This is a genomic window from Teichococcus rhizosphaerae (genome assembly GCF_002631185.1).
Taxonomy (GTDB): Bacteria; Pseudomonadota; Alphaproteobacteria; order Acetobacterales; family Acetobacteraceae; genus Pseudoroseomonas; species Pseudoroseomonas rhizosphaerae.
This window is the reverse complement of the sequence record NZ_PDNU01000038.1, coordinates 17387-34156: the sequence shown is the minus strand read 5'-3', so window position 1 is coordinate 34156 and position 16770 is coordinate 17387. Positions and strand designations below refer to the sequence as shown.

Sequence of the window (16770 nt, the reverse complement as noted above, 5' to 3'; positions counted from 1 at the left end):
CCCGGCTCCCCGCAGGCCCGCTCAGGCGCCGACGCGGGTCAGCACCGGCGGCGCGGGGGCGGTGGACCAGCCGGCGAGCTCTTCCATCGCGGTGCGGTCCAGGAGGTCGAGCCGCCCCTTCTGGAAGGAGGCCACGCCGTCCCGCCGCAGCACCGCCAGGGCACGGTTGGCGTGTTCCACCGAAAGGCCCAGCGCATCGGCCAGGTGCGCCTGCTTCAGCGGCAGGGGAGCGCCGCTGCGGTCCGCCCCGCCGCGCCGGGCAAGCCGGCCATGCAGCTCCAGCAGCAGGTGCGACACCCGCCCCAGCGCGTCGCGCCGGCCGAGGCTGGTCAGCCGCTCGCGCAGCCGGGCGCGGTCGCGCACCAGGCCGTCGGCATAGGAAAGGGCGAGGCCCGGGTCGCGGCCCATGAACTCGCAGAGCCGGTCCTTGGCGAGCACGCAGAAGCTGACATCGGTCAGCGCCGAAACCTCGGCGCCGTCCTCGCTGCGCTCCACCAGGTCGCCGGGCAGGTGGAAGTCGAGGATCTGGCGGCGCCCGTCCGGCGTCGTGGTCCAGGAGAAGGCCCAGCCGGCATACAGGGTGAAGACGGAGTCGCGGATCGCCTCGTTGGCGCGCACCAGCCGGACGGCGGAGCGGACGCGGGCGATCTCGCCCACCCGCGCCTGGGGCACCACCCGGAACAGGGCAAAGGGCCGCACCGCGCAGGCCGCGCAGGAACCGGGCAGCGGAGTTGGGCTGTTCTTGGCGACCATGGGCTGCTTATAGAACTGCTTCCAGGGTGAAACAAAGGCGGAATGCGCAACCCACCTCGGTTCCGCGCGCGCGGCGGGGCGGCGCGGCGGGGCGGCGCGGAACGGGCCGGGGGAAGAGGCCTCCCCGCCCCCGGCCCGCCGGTCACTTCTGCAGGGCCTGCACGATCTGCTGCGTCACCTTCTTGGCGTCGCCGAACAGCATCATGGTGTTGTCGCGGAAGAACAGCTCGTTCTCCACGCCGGCATAGCCCGAGGACATGCCGCGCTTGACGAAGAACACCGTCTTGGCCCGCTCCACGTCCAGGATCGGCATGCCGTAGATGGCGCTGGACTTGTCGGTCTTGGCGGCGGGGTTGGTCACGTCGTTGGCGCCGATCACATAGGCCACGTCGGCCTCGGCGAATTCGGGGTTGATCTCCTCCAGCTCGTGCACCTCGTCATAGGGCACGTTGGCCTCGGCCAGCAGCACGTTCATGTGGCCGGGCATGCGCCCCGCGACGGGATGGATGGCGTAGGAAACCTCGACGCCCTCCTTCTTCAGCAGGTCCGCCATCTCGCGCAGCACCTGCTGGGCCTGCGCCACCGCCATGCCGTAGCCGGGCACGATGATGATCTTGCCGGCGTTCTTCATCAGGTAGGCGGCATCCTCGGGGCTGCCGGCCTTGACGGGCCGCGCCGGTCCGCCGCCGCCCGCCGCCTGCGCCGCCGCCGGGTCGCTGCCGAAGCCGCCCAGCAGCACGTTGACGATGCTGCGGTTCATCCCCTTGCACATGATGTAGGAGAGGATGGCGCCCGAGGCGCCCACCAGCGCGCCGGTGACGATCAGCAGCAGGTTGCCGACCGTGAAGCCGATGCCCGCCGCCGCCCAGCCCGAATAGCTGTTCAGCATGGACACCACGACCGGCATGTCCGCGCCGCCGATCGGGATGATCAGCAGGAAGCCCAGGCCCAGCGCCAGCAGCGCGATGACCCAGAACAGCACGCCGCTGCCCGTGGCGACAAAGGCGATGACCAGCACCAGCAGCAGGATGCCGAGCGCGAGGTTCAGCCAGTGCTGGCCCCGGAAGGTGATCGGCGCGCCGGACATCAGCGCCTGCAGCTTGGCGAAGGCGATCAGCGAGCCGGAGAAGGTGATGGCGCCGATGGCCAGGCCCAGCGACATCTCGACCAGGCTGCCGGCCTTGATGTCGCCCGGCACGCCGATGCCGAAGCTCTCCGGGTTGTAGAAGGCGGCGGCGGCGACGAACACGGCGGCCAGGCCCACCAGCGAGTGGAAGGCGGCCACGAGCTGCGGCAGCGCCGTCATCTGGATGCGGTTGGCCAGCGCCGTGCCGATGCCGCCGCCCAGCACGATGCCGGCCAGGATCAGCGCCAGCCCGCCGCCGCCCATGCCGGGCTGCGCCAGCGTCGCCACGATGGCGAGCCCCATGCCCACCATGCCGTAGAGGTTGCCGCGCCGGCTGGTCTCGGGGTGGGACAGGCCGCGCAGCGCCAGGATGAACAGGACGGAGGCGACGAGATAGGCGAGGGTGGAAAGGGTGTGGGCCACGGCTCAGCCCTTCTTCTTGAACATGGCGAGCATCCGGCGCGTCACCATGAAGCCGCCGAAGATGTTCACGGAGGCGAGCGTGACCGCCAGGAAGCCGAAGGCCTTGGCGGCCCAGGAATCGCCGAGGCCGGTGGCCAGGATGGCCCCCACCACGATGACCGAGGAGATGGCGTTGGTGACGCCCATCAGCGGCGAGTGCAGCGCCGGCGTCACGTTCCACACGACGTGATAGCCCACGAAGCAGGCGAGCAGGAAGATCGTCAGCAGCAGCAGGAAGGGCTCGGCGGCGGCGGCGCCGTGCGCGATGGCGGGTGCCGCCGCCTCGGCCATCTGCCGGGCCTGGGCGGCCAGCGCCAGGGCCCGCTCGGCGGTGGCGCTGGCCTGGTTGGCAAGGTCGGTCGCGTTCATGTTCGTGGTCCCTCCCCTCAGGCCGCGGCGGCCGTGGCGAGTTGCGGGTGCACCACCGCGCCCCCCCGGGTGAGCGTGACGCCGCGGACGATCTCGTCCTCCTGCGGCAGCTTCGGCGCCTTCGCCTCCCTGTCCCAGAAGGTGGACAGGAAGGTCAGCAGGTTGCGGGCGTAGAGCGCGCTGGCCGCGGCGGGGATGCGGCCCGGCCAGTTGGTGTGGCCCAGGATCTTGACGCCGCCCTCCGTGACGATGGCCTCGCCCGGCTTCGTCAGCGCGCAGTTGCCGCCCGCATCGGCGGCGATGTCCACCACCACGCTGCCGGGCCTCATGCTCTCCACCATGGCGGCGGTGAGCAGGGTCGGCGCGCGGCGGCCCTGCACCAGCGCGGTGCAGACCACCACATCGGCCTTGGCGACCGCGGCGGCGATGACCTCGGCCTGCCGGGCGTAGAACTCGGGCGAGAGCTGCTTGGCATAGCCCCCCGCCGTCTGCGCGGCGCGGCTTTCCTCGTCCTCGTAGCCCACGAAGGCGGCACCAAGGGACTTGATCTCCTCCTTCGCCGCCGGCCGCACGTCGGTGGCCGAGACGCGCCCGCCCAGGCGCCGCGCCGTGGCGATGGCCTGCAGCCCCGCCACGCCCGCGCCCATGATGAACACATTGGCGGCCGGGATGGTGCCCGCCGCCGTCATCAGCATGGGAAAGCCCTTGTCGAAGGCGGCCGCGCCCTCGATCACGGCGCGGTAGCCGGCGAGGTTCGCCTGGGAGGAGAGCACGTCCATGCTCTGCGCGCGGGTGATGCGCGGCAGCAGCTCCATGCTGCAGGCCTCGATCCCCAGCTCGGCATAGGCCTGGGCCCGCCGCGGGTTGGCGACCGCCTCCAGCGTGCCGATCAGCAGCGCGCCGCGCGGGATCAGCGCCAGCTCGTCCACCTCGCCCTCGCCCGTGCCGAGCGGCGCGCGCACCTTCAGCACCACCTTGGCGCCGGCCAGCGCGGCCGCGGCGTCGGGAACGATCTCGGCGCCCGCCTCGCGATAGGCGGCATCGGTGAGGCCGGAGCCGGCGCCGGCGCCGGTCTCCACCACCACGCCGAGCCCGAGATCCATCAGTTTCCGCGCCGTCTCCGGCGTGGCCGCGACACGGGTCTCGCCCGCCCGCCTTTCCTTGAGCACCGCGAGGCGCATTCCCCGCCCTCCTCACCTGTTTAATTGGGGGCGGAGGATGCCGGGCGGGTCGGGATGCCGCAAGGCTCACATCAGCGGGCCAGCCCCGCCGGATGAGCGCGCGCGCCGGGCGGACACCGCCGGGCCGCCTGGCGCGCCGGAATGCCGGCGCCTAGCTGCCGTAGCGCAGCTCCGCCAACCCCGGCTCGTGGCGGACCAGGCGGAGCTGCGGCCCACCCTCGGCGCCGCCGCCCTGCTGCTGCGCCAGCCAGGCCGCGTAGAGCCCCTCCAGCACAGTGGCGAACCATTCCCCCGCCTCGTCCCCGGCCGCGCCCACGGCGGGGGCGGCGTGGTGCGAAAGGCGCAGGCTGCGGTCGGTCTCGTCCAGCGCCACGGCGACATAGCCCCAGGAAAGCTCGGCCAGGGCGGCGTTCATCCGCGCCTCCAGCTCGGGCAGCGTGGCCGCCGCCGGCAAGGGCACCGCCTGGCCGAGCCGCGTGCCCACGGCGCGCAGCAGGCCGTTGCGGGTGTTGCGGTCGAGATGCGCGTCCAGCGTCTCCAGCAGGGCGCGCAGGAAGCCACGCCACTGCGCGCTGACATCCCGCCGCGCGAGATAGGCCAGCGCCGCGGGGTCCATCTGCGTCATGCCCGTTCCTTCATGCACACCACCCCCAGGATGCCCGCCCGGGGCTCACTGGTCCAGCCGGTAGCGGGCATAGAGCAGGCCGCGGGCCTCGCTCCAGTCGGCGGACTTGTCGTAGCGCAGGGCGGCGCCGAGGCGGAGCGCCGGCGTCAGGTTGTATTCCAGGTCACCGCGCAGGCCGCCGGCGAAGCCGGTCTGCGACTGCCCCGGATAAAAGGCGCTGACGGTGGGGTCGGAGGCCGCCTGCGCCTCGAGCCGGCCCTGCGCCGCCGCATCGGTCGGGAAATAGGGCGCGCGGTCCTCCCGCCAGGAGGCGATGCCGGCCGTGCCGCCGATGCGGTAGGTGAAATCCCCCATCCGCGCGCGGTAATCCAGCGGGATCGAGGCGCCGAGATAGGATTGCGGGCTGTAATAGCCGCCATGGCCGAGGGTGAAGAGGCGCAGGTTCTTGTCATAGGCCTGGTAGACGAGGTCGAGGCCGGTCACCAGCTCCGAATCCGGCCGGCGGTACAGGGCATGGCTGAGGCCCGCCCCCGCCTCGATACGGGTGTTGTCGGCGACGCCATCGCCCTCCAGCGTGGAGTAGCCGCCGCCCACATAGAAGTTGGTGTCGCCCACGGCGAACTCGAACTGGCCGCGCGCGGTGTTGCGCACCACGCCGCCCCAGACCTGACCCGTGCCGCGGTCCCGCATGCCGGCCCAGGAGAGCATGGTGTCGGTCATGGCGCGGCGTTCGGCCGTCACGCGCAGGCGCAGGCTCTCGGTCAGGGCCGGCGCTACCTCGACGCCGCCCAGCACGTTCTGCTTGCGGAAGCCGAGCGGCGTGGTGCCGATGTCGAGCGAGAAGTTCGGCCGCGTGTAGCCGGCTGCGAAGGAGACGCCGGAGGCGGAGGTGTCGGTGGGGGTCAGCGCCCGCGCCACCGCCGCAGGGACGGCCACGCCCGGCCCGGGCAGGCGCAGCGCGTTGCCGCCGAAGCGGCGCAGCGTGCCGGAATCCTGCGCCATGTCGCCGGAGTCGATGTTGACGGCCTGCGCCCGCAGCGCCACCCGCCCGCCAATGCCCGGCATGGCGGTGGAAACCTCCGCGCCGGCACCGAACTCGGTGAGCTGGTCGAGCCCCGCCTCGCCGCTGCGGGTGCGGAAGTTGAAGCCGGGCGTGGCGATGGTCGCCGCCTCCTCCCGCACCTGCGCCAGCTCGCGCTGGATCTGCGCCAGCACCGGATCGGCGGGCGCCGCGGTCTGGAGGCTGCCCGCGTAGCCGCCGGAAGCCGGGCCCAGACCCGGACCCGGACCCGGACCCGCCAGGGCCACGCGGCGGAACGGGTTCTCCGAGGCGACACCCGGCGCGGCGCCGCCAGGGGAAACGCCAGGGGAAACGCCAGGAGAACCAAAGGGCGCGCCGCCCATGGCCGGCGCGCCGGCGCTGATGCCGAGCTGGCTGCGGCGCTGCTCGGCCGCCAGCTCGAGCGCGGCGCGGGCGCGGCGCGGATTGCCCGCGGCACGCGCCAGCCGCGCCTCCAGCATGGTCAGGCGTGGGTCGTTCGGCGCCATGGCGCGGCCATCCGCCAGCAGCGCCTCGGCACGCGCGTTCTGCCCCAGCGCCAGCGCGGCATCGATGGCGCCGGCGCGCGCGTCGAGGTTGCGCGGGTCGCGCTGCAGCACCGCCTCGGCGATGCGCTGCGCCTCGCGCGGCTCGCGCGCGCCCTGGTAGAGGCGGGCGAGCGCCAGATTGGCGTCGGCGTTCTGCGGGTCCTGCCGCAGCGCCGGCACCAGCCGGTCATAGGCGGCGGCCTGGTTGCCCTGCTCGTTCAGCCGGTCGCTGGCGCGGATGGCGACGCCGGCATGCAGACCGGCGAGCTGCCGGCGCTCATCGGCGGTCAGGCGCGGGTCCTGGGCGAGCTGGGCGGCGAGCTGCGTCGCTTCCGCCTCCATGCCGCCCTCCAGCAGCGCGCTGGCCAGGGCGATGCGCCCGGAAGGCGGCGCGCCGCGGTTGACCGCGAGGGCGACGCGCGCCGCCTCGGCCGCGCCGCGGCTGTCCCCCATGCCGGCCAGCGCCTCCACCACCAGGCGCGGCGTCTCGCCGCTCGGATCGGGGCGCGCGGCGAGCGCCATCAGCCGGCGGCGCGCCTCGTCCGGCTGGCCATACTGGGCCGGCTCGGCGGCGGCGGCCACCTGCTGCTGGATGCGCACGCCGCGCAGCAGACGCGTCTGGTCGGCGCTGCGCAGCCGCTCGGGGATGCGCTCCACAAGGGCGGCGGCATCCCGGGTGCGGCCCTGCTCGGTGGCGAAGAGGGCGGCGGCGTGCAGCGCCTCGGGCTTGCCGCTGGCGGCAAGCTGGTCCAGCACGGCGCGGCCCTCCAGCGGCTCGCCCTGGCTCGCCAGGGCACGGGCAAGATCGAGGGCGACCCAGGGATTGTCCGGCGTGGCCTGCTGCGCGGCGCGCAGCAGCGCCAGGGCGGCGGCCGGATCGGCGCTGCGGGTGGCCTCGGCGCGCAGCGATTCCGCGCGCTGCGTGGCGGCCGCCGAGGCGAAGGCGCCACCATGCTGCGCGGCGAGCTGCTCCGCCTCCGCGAAGCGCCCCTGCTGCTGCAGGGCGTCGTAGAGCCCGGCCAGGGCGTTGTTCAGGTTGGGCCGGCGGGCCAGGGCGGCGCGGTAGCGCTGCTCGGCGCCCAGCGGGTCGTTGCGGCGCAGCGCCAGGTCGCCGAGCAGCGCCTCGGCATCGGCGCGCTCGCCGCTCTCGCGGCGGGTGGCGGCCAGCAGCAGCGTCTCCGCCTGGTCGAGCTGGCCGCGCTGGATCAGGCCGCGGGCCTGGGTCAGCTCGCCCGTGTAGCTTGCGCCATCCAGCGCGCGGCCCCATTTGCGCCGGCCCTCCCGCGGGTCGGCGGCGATGGCGGCGGCGAGCAGCCGGCGCGCCTCGGCCGTGCGGCCCTGGCGCAGCCGCACCAGCCCGAGCCCGCCCGTGGCGTCCGGGTCGCCCGCATTCGCCGCCAGCACGCTCTCGAAGGCCTGCGCGGCCTCGCCCAGCCGGCCGGCGTTCAGCGCCTCGAAGCCGCGGATGCGCGCCTGGCCCACCTCGTCCACCGGCCCGGCCGGCGGATTGCGCGCCTCCTCCAGCCGCTGGCGAAGCGCCGTGTCGCTAGGATTGGCGCGCAGGTAGTCCTCGATGGCGGGGGCGGCCTCCGGGTTCGGGCCCTGCCACAGCAGCGCCTCGCGCCAGGCGGCGCGCGCCGCCTCGGCGGTGTCCTGCCGCTGCGCGAGCGCCTGGAGGCGGCGGATGCCCTCCGCGCGCGAGCCCTCGCGGTAGGTCAGGATCTGCGCGTAGGCCAGGGCCAGCCGGGCGTCGCCGGGGCGGCCCTCGGCCAGCCGCTCCATGGCGTTGCGTGCCTCGGCATAGCCTTCCTGGGTGCCGGCCAGCGCCTGGTAGTACTCGACGGCGTAGTTGTCGGGCGGGGTGCTGCCGCCGAACATCTGCCGGTAGCGCGCCACGGCCTGGGCTTGCTGGCCGGCCTGCGCCAGCCGCCGCGCCTCGGCCACGGCGCCCGGATCGACCGTGGCGCCGCGCACCGAAAGGGCGGCGTCCGACAGGCGCGGATCGGCCGGGGCGAGCTGGCGGATGCGCGCCAGCAGCCGGTCCGCCTCGGCGCGGTTGCCGTTCTCCGCCTGCGCCGCGGCGGCGGCGGAAAGCGCGTCCACGTTGTTGGGCTCGACCGCGAGCACCCGCTCCAGCGTCTGCAAGGCGCGGTCGGGTCGGTTCTGGCTGCGCCAGAAATTGGCCTGCTCCAGCAGCACGCCGATGGCGCTGTCCTGCGCCCGCGCCGGGGCGGCGGGCAGCAGGGGCAGAAGCGCGGCCGAGACGACCGTGGCCAGGAGGCGGGAGCGGAATCCGGTCATTGCGTCCTGGTCCTCAGACGGCGGGCGGCCCGGCGGCGCAGCAGCCAGTAGGTCGGGATGGCGATGAGCAGGGAGGACAGCAGGGCCAGGCCCAGCAGCATGTCCGGCCGCTTGCCCAGCCAGTATTGCGGCCAGAGATGCAGCGGCAGATCGCCCACCGTGTAGCTGGGGACGGTCTTGAAGGAGGCCATCCGGCCGCCCGAAAGCAGCGCCAGGTCGCCCTGGATCAGGGGCACCAGCGCGGGGTCGCGCAGCGCCGCCATCATCGCCTCCATCCCCTGCGGGTTGGTGCCGCTGATCGCGACCACCGAGCGGCCGCCGCGCAGCGGGCTCTGGAACCCGGCCAGCATGCCCATCCCCTCGCCCGGCGAGGCCAGCATCGCCTCCAGCCGCTGCCGCTCGCGCAGCCGGTCGTCGCCAATGAAGAAGTTGCGGAAGCCTTCCAGGGCGCCCGGCAGGGCGAGACTGACGCGGCTGCCCTCGACCCTCACCGGCCCGTCCTGCCGCAGCAGCGCGCCAAGCGCCGGCTGGCGGCCGAGCGAGCCCACCACCAGCAGGTCGCGGTCGGCCATCTGCTCCAGCGCGTTGGGGCGGACGATCTGGAGCTGGGTGGCGGCGTGGCCGACATTGGCCGCCAGGTGGCCCACCAGCGCCAGCGCGGTGGACAGCTCCAGCGTGTTGGCGCGGTCGGGCAGCACCAGGGCGGTGGTCGAGAAATCGGCCAGCCGCGTGTAGGGGTAGCCGGCGCCGGCGAAATAGGCGAGGTTGGGCAGCTCGGTGAAGCGGTAGGCGCGCGAAAGGTCGATGGTGCTGTCGGGGTCGATGGCGGCGCGCACGTCGCCGGGGATGGAGATGCAGTCGCCGCGGTTCAGCGGCCGCATGTCGAAGCGCATCTGCAGCTCGTTCTGGCCGAAGACCAGATAGGGCGGCAGCCCCACCTCGCCGCTGCCCCGCTCGCCCGCGGCGCCGAGGCCGGTCTGCCGCGCCAGCCAGTTCCACGGCCAGCCCGGCTCCATCTCGCGCAGCGGGAAGGAGTGCAGGTAGAGGTTGTTCAGCGCCACGTCGAGCCGCGAGACCGCCACGTCGGTGATGGGGCCGGGAGGGGCGCGGAAGTGCAGGTTCACCGGCATGGCGCGGTCGCGCCAGGTGTAGAGGTCGGGCGCGGTGCGGAAGGGGATGGCGATGTTGCCGGGCGCGAAGCCGTAGCTCTGCAGCTCGGAGGGATCGACCAGCTCGCCGAAGCGCACGGGGCGGTCGCTGTTGATCCAGCGCGGCGCATCATAGGGCCGGCGCGCCACCATCTCCGGCGACGACACCATGGCGATCTCGCCCGAGAGCGCCTGCGGGCCCACGGCCAGCGCCTGCGCCGCCGTCACCGCCTCGGCGGCGGTGCGGCCGCCCACCACCAGCAGCGTGGCGCCGGGATCGGCGGGGTTGGGCACCACGGCGAGGGTCGGCCCCTCCATCCGCGGCAGGGCGAGGCCGGGCACCGTCTCCTGCCCCGCCACCATCACCATGGCGTTGCCGCGCGGCGGCACGCTGGTGCTGACGGGGAAGCTGGCGCCGCGGTAGTCGGCCTGCACGGCGAACCAGGAGCTGGCGATGGCGGCGGCGCGCACCAGCTCGTTGCCCGCCATGTCGGGCATCACCACGGGCAGGACCAGCCGCTCGTTGCGCAGGCGGCGGTCGAAGAAGGGCTCGGGCAGCCGCGCCAGGTCGCGCGCCAGCGGCAGCCGCTCGACCGTCAGGTGCAGGGTGGAGAGGTCCGAGATCGTGGACCAGAGCAGGCCCGAGAGCGGGTCGTTGCACTCCACCGCGTAGCGGCCGGTGAAGCGGAAGTTCAGCCGGTTCACATCGGCGAAGAAGACCGGGTTCACCGGGAACTCGACCGGCCCGAAGGAGGGGCGCGCGCGGTCTGGCGTGATGGTGCCGACGAACTGCTCGTTCAGCGTGATGGCGATCTGGCTGAGCTCGGGGATCAGCGCCGGGCTGCTCGCGCCCTGCAGCACCAGCCGGGCGCCGGTCACCACCTCGTCGGAGCGGATGCCGAACAGCACGCCCTGGAGGTCCGACGTGCCGCGCAGCTGCATCGGGCCGCCGAGGCCGAGCTGGCGCAGGGTGCGGGTCTGGATGCGGACATTGCCATCGGCCGGGGGCGCGCCGAAGAGCGTGCCGCCGGGCAGCGGCGCCACGCCCGGGTCGGGCTGCGCGAAGGCGGGCGCGGAAGGCTGCGGGGCGGCGAAGGGCGGCGCCGCCTGCGGCATGGAAACCGGCGGCGGAGGCGGAGGCGCCTGCGGCCGCTGCGCGGCGGCCGTGCCCGGCCAGGCGAGGCCCGCGGTCAGCAGCAGCGCGGCGGCGCGGCGGAGCCTGGCCGCCTTGCCGGTGGCGCCGCCCGCCTCGGCGCGGGCCCTGGCGGCGCGGCGGTTGCGCCGGCCCCGCAGCGAGATCTGGCTGTCGCCACGGAACAGGCCGGTGATGCTCACCACCACCTCCAGCAGGGCGCGCAGGGGGCGGTCGGGACGCACATGGTCCCAGTCCAGCCAGGCATCGGCACGGCCGAGCACGACGCGGACAATATTGCCTTCATCCATCAGCCCTTGTGGCTCGAAGCGGGCCTGCAGGCGGCCGTCCTGCCACCGCAGCACTTCGGCCGGCAGCAGAATGCGCTCCGGCCCGATATCGAATTCCAGGTGCAGCCGCGTCTCGGCCGGGATCTCGTCGCGGCGTTCCAGCATCAGGGCGGCGCCGCCCAGCGAGACGTCGATGCTTTCGCCGGCGAGGCGGGTCCCATCCGCCAGCACGGCCGCCACCGGCAGGCGCGCATGCACGCGGTGCCGCTCGCGCACCTGCCGCCGCTCGCGGCCCACGGCGAGGCCCGCCATCACCGTGACGAGCGACAGCACCACCCAGATGGAGTTCAGCGCGTTGGCCTGGAACTCGAGGCTGGAGGGGGGGTTCGCCGCCATGCCGTAGATGCCCGACAGCAGGCCGAGCACCAGCACGATGGCCAGCACGAAATTGGCGGCCACGGCGCGCAGGTCGAAATAGCCCTCCTCCAGCGTGCCGCCCTTGTCGGTGACGTTGAACTTGCCCTTCTTGGGGTCGAACAGCGTCGCCAGCACCACGGGCAGCAGGTAGAGCGCCAGCACCGTCTCGTAGATCTCGGACCAGAAGCTGTGGCGCACCTTGCCCTGCACGCGGCTGTTGGTGCCGATGGAATGGAAGATGTGCGGCCCGGCATAGGCCAGGATGGCCAGCGGCGAGGCGGCGATGATGCTCTGGCCGAACAGCAGGAAGGCCAGCGGCGCCGTGAGGAAGACGAAGCGCGGCAGCGGGAAGAGGAAATGCCACTGCGCGTTGACGTAGCAGAGCCGCTGGTAGAGCTTCAGCCCCGGCCCGAGCATCGGGTTGTCCACGCGGAAGATCTGCACCATGCCGCGCGCCCAGCGCATGCGCTGGCCGATATGCGCGATGAGGCGGTCCGTCGCCAGGCCGGCCGCCAGCGGCACGCGCAGATAGGCGGTGCGCCAGCCGAGCCGCTGCATCTTCAGCGAGCAGTGGCAATCCTCCGTCACCGTCTCGGTCGGCACGCCGCCCACCTCCTCGAGCGCGGTGCGCCGGAGCACGGCGCAGGAGCCGCAGAAGAAGGTGGCGTTCCAGAGGTCGTTGCCCTGCTGCACCAGGCCGTAGAACAGCAGCCCCTCGTTGGGCACGCGCTTGCCGGAGGCGAGGTTCCGCTCGAAGGGATCGGGCGAGTAGAAATGGTGCGGCGTCTGCAACATGCCGATGCCCTTGTCGCGCACCATCCAGCCGATGGTGAGCTGCAGGAAGGCACGGGTGGCCACGTGGTCGCAGTCGAAGATGACGATGTACTCGCCCTTCGTCCTGGTCATGGCGTGGTTGATGTTGCCGGCCTTGGCGCCCTTGTTGTCGGGGCGGATCATGTAGCCGCAGCCCACCTCCTCGGCGAACTTGCGGAAGTCCTCCCGGCGCCCGTCATCGAGGATGTAGACGTTCAGCTTCTCGCGCGGCCAGTCCATGGCCATGGCGCCGAACACCGCGGGGCGCACCACCTCCAGCGGCTCGTTGTAGCTGGGGATGAACACGTCCACGACCGGCCACTCCGCCGGGTCGGGCGGCAGCGGCACCGGCCTGCGCTCCAGCGGCCAGAGCTGCTGGAAATAGGAGAGCAGCAGCGCGATGACGGCGTAGATCTCGGCCAGCAGCAGGCCCGTGCCGAGAAAGGTGCCGATGAAGCCGCCATAATCGAGCGTCTCGGTCAGCCGCCAGTAGAGGTAGCGCAGCGACATCAGGCTGGAGAGCGCCATCAGGAAGAACATCGCGCCACGCCCCGGCACGCGCGACACCGCCAGGAAGATGAGCAGCCCCGCCCCGGCCAGGGCGAGCTGTTCCATCGGCTCCAGGGGCGAGACCACGAAGACGAAGCCGAGAAGGGCGCCCAGGATCGCCATCATGCCGCTGAGGAGCGGCAGGCGCGCCATCAGCCCGCGGAAACGCCGCATTCGCTTACCATCCCCCCCGCAGCAGCCCCGGCAGCGGGCCGGCGGCGGAAGCCGCGGGCGCCACCTCGGGCATGGCCGGCAACAGCATCTCGATCGCGCGCGCGACGTGGCGCAGATCGCCCGCCGCCGCGCTGGCCGGCGCCATGTCCTGCACCAGGCGCATCTCCGACAGCGCCTCGGCCACCGCCTCGTCGCGGCTGACGGCCCCGAGCAGGCGTGGCCCCAGATGGCGCGCCACGACCTCGGCCGCGCTGCGCGACAGCCGGGCGCGGAGATCGACGCCGTTCAGGACGAATTGCAGCCTGCCGCCGAAAAGCGCGGCCATGGTGCCGCCGCCGAGGAAGCGCCCGCTCTCCACCTCGGCCAGCATGGCGGTGCTGATCGCCTCGCTCTGCAGCACCGTCACGATGACGGTGGCGAGCGGCGCGGCCACGGCCAGGGCCTGGGAAGGGCCGGGCGGCAGGTCGGCCACCACCAGCAGCTTCGGGTCGGACAGCATCTCGCGCAGGGGCGTGGCCAGCGTGGCGGGCTCGCGCTCCAGCAGCAGCGCCTGCTCCAGCGCCGCGCGCAGCTCGATGGCGCCATGCGGCAGCAGCAGCACGTCCGGGGCGGTGCGGCGGACCAGCGCGCGCCAGTCCGGCCGGCGCGGCAGCTCGGCCATGAAGCCGCCCGTGTCGTGCAGCGGCACGCCGAAATGCAGGCGCAGCGCGTTCTGCGGGTCCAGGTCCAGGGCCAGCACCGCACGGCCGCCGCGGCGGAGGGCATCGGCCACGTTGGCGGCCAGCGTGGTCTTGCCCACCCCTCCCTTGGGGGAAACAAACGCGATCAGCGGCATCAGGCGGCGTTCCTCAGGCCTGCCGGGTGGGGCGCAGGCCGCCCAGCACATCCGCCAGCGGGGTGACGCCCGGCGCGGCGGGTGGCGGCGGGGCGCCCAGGCTGCGCAGCAGGCCGGGCAGGGAGGCGGAGGCCGCGGGCGGGGTGTCGAGCGGCGCGAAGGGCACGCCGAGCGTCGCCAGCAGGGAGGGCGCGGCGGGCTGCACCGGCGGCGGCGTGGCCTGGCCGAGCTGTGCCAGCAGCCCGCTCCGCGGCGGCGGCAGGGCGGCTTTCGTGGCGGAGGCCTGCAGGGCGGCGAGCAGCGAGGCGGCGCCTCCGAGCGGGGCCGGCGCGGCAGGGGGAAGCGGGGCGGCGGATGGCGCGGCGGCAGGAGGCGCGGCCACCGGCGGCGGAGCGGCGGGCGGCGGGGCGGCGGGCAGCACTTCCCGGAACAGGAGGGAAGGCCTGGCGGCCGGCGCCTGCGGCCGGGGCTGGAACGCCGCGGCCAGGGGCGTGGAATCGAATTCCCCCGCCACTTCCCCCGCCACTGGGCGCGGCGGGCCGAAGCCTGCCCCTGCGGGGGCGGCGGCCGGCGCGGCCAGGGGTGCCGGCAGGGGGGCCAGCAACGGCGGCGGCGTGGGCGCCGCCACCGGTGCCACGGTGGCCGGCATGTCGGGCGGCGGCTGAAGCGCTTCGGGCATGGACGGGGCCGGATGTTCTGCTCTCAGCCTCGTGAGTACCGTTTCCAACCGGGAAAGGTCCAGAACAGGTTGCACCCCGCCCCCTCCCGCAACCTCGGAAACCCCGGTGCTGTGCTGCGGAGAACACGGTTCCTGCACGCTCGCCACTGAGGACTGGGGCAGCGGCGGAGCCTTCGCCTCAGGCGCCGCCGGCACGGGAACGGCCCGCGCGGCCACGCCGGGCACGTCCTTCCGTTCAGCCAAAACAGGTTTGTTTGCAAAGGTTTGGTAGCGGATTCCAGCCATGTTCAGCGCAGCCGCCACCCGCGCCACATCGACATTTTGTCCCATGTCCGCCCCGTTTCCCGGCCACCATGCAGAGTGGCCTTCCGTCGTCTATGTGGTAAGCAGCCTTCCTGCAAGATTATCCGAATCTGTATCGAAATTTGGTTAATTATATTTTTGCAGACAAAATCAACATTTTCAGGACATTCGAGTAATAATCGTCCTGGCGTGGCAGGCTTCCTGAAACTCCTGCGCGATAACCTCCCAGTTCGAGCACCCACCGTCCGATCTCCTGCATACCCGATGACGCGGGATAGGTCGCGTTGCGGTTGCCGGTGAGATCGACCCACGCGGGCCAGTAGGCATGGCCAGGGTCGGCCCAGAACCGGCGGGCCGCCTGCACAGGCGCCTCATCCTCCAGCCCCGCCCAGCACAGATAGAGCGGCACGCGCACCGCGTCGTAGGAGAAGCGGCCCGGCCAGCGGGGCGGCAGGGCAAGGGCGCCATCGGCCCGGCGCAGGCTCAGCCAGTCCGGCGGCAGGCTCCAGCGGCCGAAGCGGGCACGGCGCAGCAGGGCGAGCCCGTCCCGCGCCAGGCGCAGCCAGGCCGGGTCGGGCACCGCGCGGGCCAGCACGCCGAAGATGGGAAAGGCATAATAGGAGGGGTTCAGCACCACATGGTCCGCCTCCTCGAAGCCGTGCAGGGCGGGCAGCAGCACGGTGCCGCCCGCCACCTCGCGCAGCAGCAGGCGCAGCACGTCCCGCGCGATGGCGGCGCCCGCCTCCGTATAGGCGGCATCTCCCCAGCGTTGCCCGGCCAGCAGCAGGGCGGCGGCGGCGAAGAGGTCGCCATCGGCGGCGTTGTTGCGGTCGGGCACGGGGGTGAGGCCGCCGGGCATGTAGCGCCAGGCCAGCAGGCTGTCCCGCGGGCGGGCCAGCACCTGCCGGGTCCAGCCCCAGATGCGGTCGAAGCTGTCGCGGTCGCCGCAGCGCTCGGCGCAGTAGAGCGCCCATCCCTGCCCTTCCGAATGCGAGACACCCTGGTTGCCGGTATCCACCACCCGCCCCTCCGGCCGCAGGAAAGCCTGCCGGAAGTGCCGCCAGCTTTCCGCCAGCGCGGGCGGCGGCGGCGCGCCGGGCAGCGGCGCGGCCGCCAGGGCGCCGGCCACGGGCATGCCGGCGGCGGAGGAGGTGGCCAGGGCGGCCAACAAGGCGCGCCGGGGAACGGAGGACGGCATGACGCCCAGGCTCGCGCCGCGCTCCTTGCGGATTGGTTACGACGCCGGCCGCGGCGGTGCCTTTCCCCGCCCCAGGCCGCTCCTTCGCCCCTCCCCCGCCGGCCCCTTCGGGCAAAGGCGGGCTGGCCTCAGGCGGCGAGCCAGTCCCGCATCAGGGCGGTGGCCGCCTCGGGCTGCTCCATCGTCGGCAGGTGCCCGGAGCGGGCGATGCGCGCGAGCCGCGCGCCGGGGATGCCGGCGGCGATCTCCTCGGCCAGGGTGGGCGGCGTCAGCACGTCCTCCTCCCCCACCGCGACCAGGGTGGGCAGGCGGAGGCCGGGCAGCAGCGGGCGGGAATCGGGGCGGTGCAGGATGGCGAGCTGCTGGCGCAGGAAGGCCTCGCGCCCCACGCGGTCGGCCATGGCGCGCACCTCGTGGGCGAGCGGCCCCGCCACCGCATCGGGGTGCAGCAGGCTGGGCAGCAGGCGCGGCGTCACCCCGCGGAACTGGCCGGTGCGGGTCAGCGCCATCAGCCCGCGGCGGCGGCGCACGGCCTCCTCCGTGTCGGGCCGGGCGGAGGTGTCGAACAGCGCCAGCCGCGTGACCCGCTCCGGCGCGAGGCGCAGGATCTCGAAGGCGACGTAGCCGCCCATCGACAGCCCGGCCAGGGCGAAGCGCGGCGGCGCCCGCTCCAGCGTGCGCAGCGCCATGCCGCGCAGCGTGTCGTCCTGGGTCAGGTCCGCCACCTGGCAGTCCGCCAGGCCGCGAAGGGCCGCGATCGGGTCGCGCCACAGCCGCGCGTCGCACAGCAGGCCGGGCAGCAGCAGCAGGTCGTGTCGGTTCGGCATC

The 16770-nt window shown here is 73.7% G+C and carries 11 protein-coding genes, 1 tRNA gene and 1 pseudogene; 1 reads left to right on the top strand and 12 read right to left on the bottom strand.

Features of this window, described 5'->3' with window-relative positions:
- Positions 1–21 precede the first annotated feature (21 nt).
- From CR162_RS17450 to CR162_RS22495, 6 genes are all read right to left on the bottom strand, one after another.
- A complete protein-coding gene (locus CR162_RS17450; RefSeq protein WP_099096818.1) occupies positions 22–753 on the bottom strand; it encodes a Crp/Fnr family transcriptional regulator in 732 nt (243 codons plus the stop codon).
- A 142-nt stretch (positions 754–895) separates the two neighbouring features.
- Entirely contained in the window at positions 896–2302 is a 1407-nt protein-coding gene (locus CR162_RS17445) for an NAD(P)(+) transhydrogenase (Re/Si-specific) subunit beta (protein ID WP_099096817.1), read from the bottom strand.
- A gap of 3 nt (positions 2303–2305) precedes the next feature.
- A complete protein-coding gene (locus CR162_RS17440; RefSeq protein WP_099096816.1) occupies positions 2306–2710 on the bottom strand; it encodes an NAD(P) transhydrogenase subunit alpha in 405 nt (134 codons plus the stop codon).
- A 17-nt stretch (positions 2711–2727) separates the two neighbouring features.
- Positions 2728–3891, bottom strand: a complete 1164-nt coding sequence (locus CR162_RS17435) for a Re/Si-specific NAD(P)(+) transhydrogenase subunit alpha (RefSeq protein WP_099096815.1) — start codon at positions 3889–3891, stop codon at positions 2728–2730.
- A 151-nt stretch (positions 3892–4042) separates the two neighbouring features.
- Positions 4043–4516 (bottom strand): cellulose biosynthesis protein BcsD, encoded by a 474-nt coding sequence (bcsD, locus tag CR162_RS17430; protein ID WP_099096814.1) that lies wholly within the window; start codon positions 4514–4516, stop codon positions 4043–4045.
- 45 nt (positions 4517–4561) lie between these two features.
- Positions 4562–4870, bottom strand: a complete 309-nt coding sequence (locus CR162_RS22495; RefSeq protein ID WP_176559902.1) for a cellulose synthase subunit BcsC-related outer membrane protein — start codon at positions 4868–4870, stop codon at positions 4562–4564.
- A gap of 57 nt (positions 4871–4927) precedes the next feature.
- On the opposite strand from CR162_RS22495, the gene CR162_RS22490 reads away from it, so the two are divergent.
- A tRNA-OTHER gene (locus tag CR162_RS22490) sits at positions 4928–5023 on the top strand.
- A gap of 1056 nt (positions 5024–6079) precedes the next feature.
- Here the strand turns inward: CR162_RS22490 and CR162_RS23260 are convergent.
- The 6 genes and pseudogenes from CR162_RS23260 to CR162_RS17400 form a co-directional block, all read right to left on the bottom strand.
- Positions 6080–8404 (bottom strand): annotated as a pseudogene (locus CR162_RS23260) (tetratricopeptide repeat protein); the annotation flags it as partial.
- Positions 8401–12927: a UDP-forming cellulose synthase catalytic subunit gene (gene bcsA / locus CR162_RS17420; protein ID WP_099096812.1), complete on the bottom strand. Its 4527-nt coding sequence runs from the start codon at positions 12925–12927 to the stop codon at positions 8401–8403. The gene bcsA and the pseudogene CR162_RS23260, both read right to left, overlap by 4 nt.
- Before the next feature lie 4 nt (positions 12928–12931).
- On the bottom strand, positions 12932–13762 hold the full coding sequence (gene bcsQ / locus CR162_RS17415) for a cellulose biosynthesis protein BcsQ (protein WP_099096811.1): 831 nt from the start codon (positions 13760–13762) through the stop codon (positions 12932–12934).
- A 13-nt stretch (positions 13763–13775) separates the two neighbouring features.
- Entirely contained in the window at positions 13776–14441 is a 666-nt protein-coding gene (locus CR162_RS17410; RefSeq protein WP_099096810.1) for a hypothetical protein, read from the bottom strand.
- Between the two features lie 433 nt (positions 14442–14874).
- Complete coding sequence (locus CR162_RS17405) at positions 14875–15942, bottom strand: glycosyl hydrolase family 8 (protein ID WP_099096809.1); 1068 nt, start codon at positions 15940–15942, stop codon at positions 14875–14877.
- Between the two features lie 128 nt (positions 15943–16070).
- Positions 16071–16769, bottom strand: coding sequence for an alpha/beta fold hydrolase (locus CR162_RS17400; RefSeq protein ID WP_099096808.1), 699 nt, complete (start codon positions 16767–16769; stop codon positions 16071–16073).
- Position 16770 lies beyond the last annotated feature (1 nt).

Bases quoted from the DNA above. Each gene is read 5' to 3' on its own strand.
- CR162_RS17450 (WP_099096818.1), bottom strand. From the start codon at position 753: ATGGTCGCCAAGAACAGCCCAACTCCGCTGCCCGGTTCCTGCGCGGCC.
- CR162_RS17440 (WP_099096816.1), bottom strand. From the start codon at position 2,710: ATGAACGCGACCGACCTTGCCAACCAGGCCAGCGCCACCGCCGAGCGG.
- CR162_RS17435 (WP_099096815.1), bottom strand. From the start codon at position 3,891: ATGCGCCTCGCGGTGCTCAAGGAAAGGCGGGCGGGCGAGACCCGTGTC.
- bcsD (WP_099096814.1), bottom strand. From the start codon at position 4,516: ATGACGCAGATGGACCCCGCGGCGCTGGCCTATCTCGCGCGGCGGGAT.
- CR162_RS22495 (WP_176559902.1), bottom strand. From the start codon at position 4,870: ATGGGGGATTTCACCTACCGCATCGGCGGCACGGCCGGCATCGCCTCC.
- bcsA (WP_099096812.1), bottom strand. From the start codon at position 12,927: ATGCGGCGTTTCCGCGGGCTGATGGCGCGCCTGCCGCTCCTCAGCGGC.
- bcsQ (WP_099096811.1), bottom strand. From the start codon at position 13,762: ATGCCGCTGATCGCGTTTGTTTCCCCCAAGGGAGGGGTGGGCAAGACC.
- CR162_RS17410 (WP_099096810.1), bottom strand. From the start codon at position 14,441: ATGCCCGAAGCGCTTCAGCCGCCGCCCGACATGCCGGCCACCGTGGCA.
- CR162_RS17405 (WP_099096809.1), bottom strand. From the start codon at position 15,942: ATGCCGTCCTCCGTTCCCCGGCGCGCCTTGTTGGCCGCCCTGGCCACC.
- CR162_RS17400 (WP_099096808.1), bottom strand. From the start codon at position 16,769: ATGCCGAACCGACACGACCTGCTGCTGCTGCCCGGCCTGCTGTGCGAC.